The organism is Microcoleus sp. T2B6 (assembly GCF_036700475.1).
Taxonomy (GTDB): domain Bacteria; phylum Cyanobacteriota; class Cyanobacteriia; order Cyanobacteriales; family Microcoleaceae; genus Microcoleus.
On sequence record NZ_JAUBOZ010000109.1, the window covers coordinates 1 to 5,379 of the forward strand.

2 protein-coding genes are annotated in these 5,379 nt (G+C 46.7%); one reads left to right on the plus strand and one right to left on the minus strand.

Features of this window, described 5'->3' with window-relative positions:
• Nucleotides 1-479: 479 nt before the first annotated feature.
• Nucleotides 480-1,385, minus strand: a complete 906-nt coding sequence (gene rnhA / locus QUA00_RS30520; protein ID WP_333412185.1) for a ribonuclease HI — start codon at nt 1,383-1,385, stop codon at nt 480-482.
• 539 nt (nt 1,386-1,924) lie between these two features.
• On the opposite strand from rnhA, the gene QUA00_RS30525 reads away from it, so the two are divergent.
• On the plus strand, nt 1,925-5,379 hold a 3,455-nt coding region (locus tag QUA00_RS30525; protein WP_333412186.1), incomplete at its 3' end, for a two-partner secretion domain-containing protein.

Here is a 5,379-nt window from a genome sequence, read left to right on the forward strand (position 1 = left end):
TCAGACGTATCTGATGAGTGTGCTATATTCAGATTTTCGCCGATTGTCGGGGATTGTCTGAATTAAAAGTATCAGTGACATATCTGGTAGCAGTGACTGTTCGCAAGCTGATACTCATGCTATTTTCGATTTTCGATGCAAAATCACTGATTTTATGGGCGTTGCATAATTGCGGGATGATTTTGATTGTTTTGTGGGATGGGCGTCCCGCCCGTCCGCTTTATTTTCAAAGCAGGCGGGACGCGTACCCCACAAGAATCATCCTCAAATTGTGCAATGCCATTTTAGGAGGGTTTTGATCACGAGTTTACAGTTGGATTCTTTCTTTTAACTGGGACTGAGGTTAACTAATCTGTTTACTCAACTGATGACTAAAAGGACACAACTAATGTTGTGTCCCTACGGAATTTTGCCAAATCTTGCTTTGAGACAGTCATTAGTCATCAGTTATTAATCAACCAATAACTCATGACTAACCACTAATCAGTTGTACTAACGTGGTCGATTCTCTCTAATTGCCAGAGAATTTGGTTGCCTTCGCGCCGCACCCGCGAAACTACCCAATTTCGCCAAACCCAGTTGTCTCCACGACTGGTGACAGCGCTGGCATTTACATCCATCAAATCAGCCAGTTCAGAACTGGTAATCAAGTAGCCTTTCGTCGCAACCTCGTCGGCGATGTGCAAGGTTTCGATCAGATTGCGGAGGTCCTGAACCCTCACCTCGCGGGGCAAGTTCTCCAGGGTATCGGCAGTTGAATCCATCATGGTAGAGTTGGAGATCGGAAGGTCAGAAGTTATGACATAGGATTCTATCGTTTTGTTACCAGTTGCGTCCGTTTCTTCCGAAACAATTGTGTTGTCAAAGCGTAGGGGCGGTGCCCCCGTGCCCGCCCCGGCCTCGCCTACAGTTGGTTTCTGCTGTTGCAGTTGGGGAGTGAGATTGTGCGAGAAGCTGCGGGCGATTTCATCGCATCTGTCGTTGTAGAAGTCGCCGGAGTGGCCGCGGACGTGTTCCCACTGGATTTGTCGGGAATTCAGCTTGTCTAGCAGATGCCAGAGGTCTTGGTTGACAACATCTTTGCCCGTTGAAGTTTTCCAGCCTTTATTTTTCCAGCCTTGAATCCATTTGGTGATGCCGTTTTTAACGTATTCGCTGTCGGTGTAAACGGTGACAGGTTCGGTTTGACCGGAACGGGCAAAAAATTCCAGCGCAGCGACGGCAGCTTGCATTTCCATGCGGTTGTTAGTAGTTTGGGGGTCTGCACCTCCAAGTTCGTGACACTTGCCGTCGGCGAAACAAACTACTGCACCCCAGCCGCCGGGGCCTGGGTTGCCGGAACAAGCGCCGTCTGTGTAGAGGCTTTTGATTTTGGGAGTTGTCATGAGCGAATTAATGTGTAATTTAGAGGTAAGTTGTTTGCAAGTGCGATAATTCAGGCAATGGAGATAGTTTTACTTGGTGCTGTCAGGAACTCAGGACTGAAGTCACTGAGCTTGTAAGAAATTGCAAGCTGTTCTGACCAGACCCCTCTTATGAGGAGACGTTATTTAGGTCACGACACCGGAAAATGCGACGCTAGTTTTGGGCTCTGTCATCTGCAATTAAACAGTTTTAAAGTCACTAAAACAGTGTTGCAGGTCTAACAAGCCTTTATAACCAGGTCGAAGCGCACATTACCCCGCAAGGGAGGCTCATTTGAGCAAAACACTATGCGTTCGCGGGTTGAGAACTTGAGATGGCAATTGTCCCATTGAAAGTACATTACAAAAGTACACCGAGCAATCAATCCCAAGGCGGTAGTAAGGAACCCACGGTATCCCGGAGGTTTCGATGAAAAAAGATTCAAGGCGGTTTCAACCGCCACGTCGTTTCCCACGAGTAGTCTAAATACACGCTCGTTTCCCACTTACCGAATTTTTTTATGAAAAATGCCAACTTAAAGATTAAAAAGGTTGCGCTATTTATTTGTCCGTTTTCTTTGTTAATTTTTAATACTTTCGCGCAAGCACAGCCGCTAGTGCCTGCTGCTGACGGTACGGGTACTGTTGTCACCCCCAGCGGCAACCGCTATGATATCAACGGCGGCAGTTTGTCGGGAGACGGCGCGAATCTTTTTCACAGTTTTGGGCAGTTTGGCTTGAATCAAGGTCAAATTGCTAATTTTCTGACTAATTCGGCTATTCAAAATATATTAGCTCGAATTGCTGGCGGGGACGCTTCGCTAATTAACGGTTTAATTACTGTCACGGGCGGCAATTCTAATCTTTTTCTCATTAATCCTGCGGGGATTGTGTTTGGCCCGAACGCGAGTTTGAATGTGCCGGCGGCTTTCACTGCAACAACTGCTACTGGTGTCGGTTTTGGTTCAAATTGGTTTAATGCTGCGGGTACAAATAATTTTAGCGCGTTGGTGGGTACGCCAAATGCTTTTTATTTTAGTGCGGGTGTACCGGGAAGTATTGTTAATGCTGGCAATTTAGCGGTGACTCCGGGGCAAAATTTGGCTTTGCTTGGCGGTACGGTTGTTAGTACCGGGCAGTTGTCGGCTGCGGGCGGACAAATTACTGTTGCTGCTGTTGGGGGCGGAAATGTTCTCCGCATTAGTCAACCGGGACATTTGTTGAGTTTGGAAATAGCAACGGGCGGAAATTTTGGTAATTCTCAACAGACTTTAAATCCTGTTTCTTTGCCGCAGTTGCTGACAGGTACGGGGCAAAATCAGGCGGCGGGTGTTGCGGTTGCTGATGACGGTTCTGTGCGGCTTGTGGCTTCTGGTTTGCAGGTGAATTCTGGGGATGTGGCGATTGCTGCTAATGTGTCTGGGCTTCCGCAGTTGAGTGCGGGAGGTGCGAATTTATGGGCTGCGGAAAATCTGACGTTAGCGGGCGCTAGGCTGCAAACTACGGGGGATTTGAGTTTGCTGGGTGGGGATGCGGTGCGGGTCAGGGACAGCGCCCAGAATCCTTTTTTGGCGCAGGCTGGGGGGAATTTATACATTCAGGCCGATCGCACTATTGATATTCTCACTCAAAATGCGATCGGCGGCTTATCTCTTCCCCCGCAATTCCAAAGTGGCGGCAATTTGAGTTTGGTTAGCAACGGCGTTATTTCGGGGGATGCCCACTTTGTTTCGGGTGGCAATTTTTCGATTCGCAATTTGTCGGGAATGCCGGGAAACTTTGTCAGTTTATTTGACCCGATTATCAGTTCGGAAGGAGATGTTTTCTTTGGAGATTATACCGGAGTTTCGCTGAAAGTCGAGGCGAGGGGGAGCATTGTTGCCGAGGAAATTACAATTACCGGCCCCGATATTGCATTGGGTAGGGAAAATGTGAGTGGCGATCCAGATATTGCTATTTTAACCAGCAGTCCGGCTTTAATTCTGCGGGCGGGAGTGCAAAATTTGGCCAATTCTCCTAATGTTCCTAATTCTCCTAGGGATACTCCGGGTGATAATGAACAACCTAATCCTTTAGGTGACGATGCAATATTTACTCCTGCGTCTATTTTATCGAATAATTTGATTTCTGTTGAAAATATTTCGGCCGGCGGGCCGGTGATTTTGTCAGCGCCGGGAACTATCGCAACTAGAGATATTAATGGCGGTCAAATTAATCTCGAAAGCAGGGAAGGGGCAGTGGTAGTTGGGGGCAGATTAACGTCTAGTTCGACAATTAATATTCAAGCTAATGACAATATTATATTGACAAGTGACATTTCTCGTGCTGATATCAACGGCAGTATTAGTCTGAATACTGTTCGAGGCAATATAGTAACAGGGTCGATCGATACTGGGACTTCCGGGGCGATCGAACTCAGAGCTTTTGGCAATGTGAATTTTGGGACTTTGCAGGGCTCTAATGTTGATATTACCAGTAACTCCGGGGCCTTGGGAGTTTTGAGCGATCCGAATATTATAGTCCCCAATACTACACCAGTCAATATTACAGCAACTGAGAATATCAATTTGACAGCTTCTAGGGACTTAACGGTAGGCAATCTCACCGCTGCCACTGTCAATGCTAGCAGCAGCAATGGGAGTGTTAATACGGGGGCGATCGCTACTTCTGGAGATGTCAGAATTCTAGCCCAACAGCTAATCAACACAGGGGCAATAACTGTTAATCCTGCCACCACAAATCCAGTTAATCGGATTCCCACAGTAAATCTGGATGCCCAAACTAATATTAATGTTGTCTCGATCGACGCTGGCACTGGCACTATTGCTTTGAGAGCATCCAGCGACTTACAGGCAGGGAGTTTGCAAGGGGGAGTAGTTGCAGTCAATAGCGATGGGGGAACAATTGCGATCGGCAATACTACATCACTTGGGAATATTAATGTCATAGCTTCTGGCAATGTAAGTTCAGGGAATTTGCTGGGAACAAGAGTTAATGTAAATAGCAATTCGGGAAGTATTGAGATTGGAAGTGCCACAGCGACAGAAAATACCGTCAATTTGACAGGTTCTGGCAATGTAAATTCAGGAGATTTGCGGGGAGTTGGAGTTAATGTAAATAGCACTTCGGGAAGTATTAATATTATTGGCAATACGGACGCCACAACAGGAAATGTCAATTTGACAGGTTCTGGCAATGTAAATTCAGGAGATTTGCAGGGAGTTGGAGTTAATGTAACTAGCAATTCGGGAAGTATTAATATTATTGGCAATACGGACGCCACAACAGGAAATGTCAATTTGACAGCGCCGCTCGATGTAAATTCAAGGGATTTGCGGGGAGTTGCAGTTGATGTAACTAGCAGCAGGGGAACTGTCAGCAGTGGTAATATAAGTGCTGTTGAAAGTGTGGGAATTTTAGCGGGGAACGAAATCGCAATTGGGCGAATAAATGTTAATCCTGTTGTTAGTGCCGATCGCACTTCTAGAGTAAATCTTAACGCTCAAAATGATATCAGCGTTGCATCCATAAATGCTCCGGGCGGTAATGTTGAGATCGCAACTCCGGGTTTAGTTCGAGTGACGGGTACTTTTGACCAAAACGGCACTCCTGTTAGCGTCTCGACTCTTGGCGACACTCAACCGGGTACAGTTACGATCCGCCACGGCGGCGGCGATGTCAATCCGCCGATACCTTTTGCGGTGGGAGATGCGACGACTAACGGTACTGCTGGGGCGATCGCCAGTAATGGTGTGGGTACGATTACTCAGGGGCAATCTTTTATCAATTCTTACACTCAAGGCAATAGTGCGATCGTCACTACCAACCAACCAACTAATCCCGACAATCCCAATAATCCCAATAATCCCAATAATCCCAATAATCCCAATAATCCCAACAATCCCAATAATCCCAATAATCCCAATAATCCCAATAATCCCAATAATCCCAATAATCCCAATAATCCCAATAATCC

What these genes read in the sequence shown, in the direction of transcription:
- rnhA (WP_333412185.1), bottom strand. Translation starts at nt 1,385, where the DNA reads ATGACAACTCCCAAAATCAAAAGCCTCTACACAGACGGCGCTTGTTCC.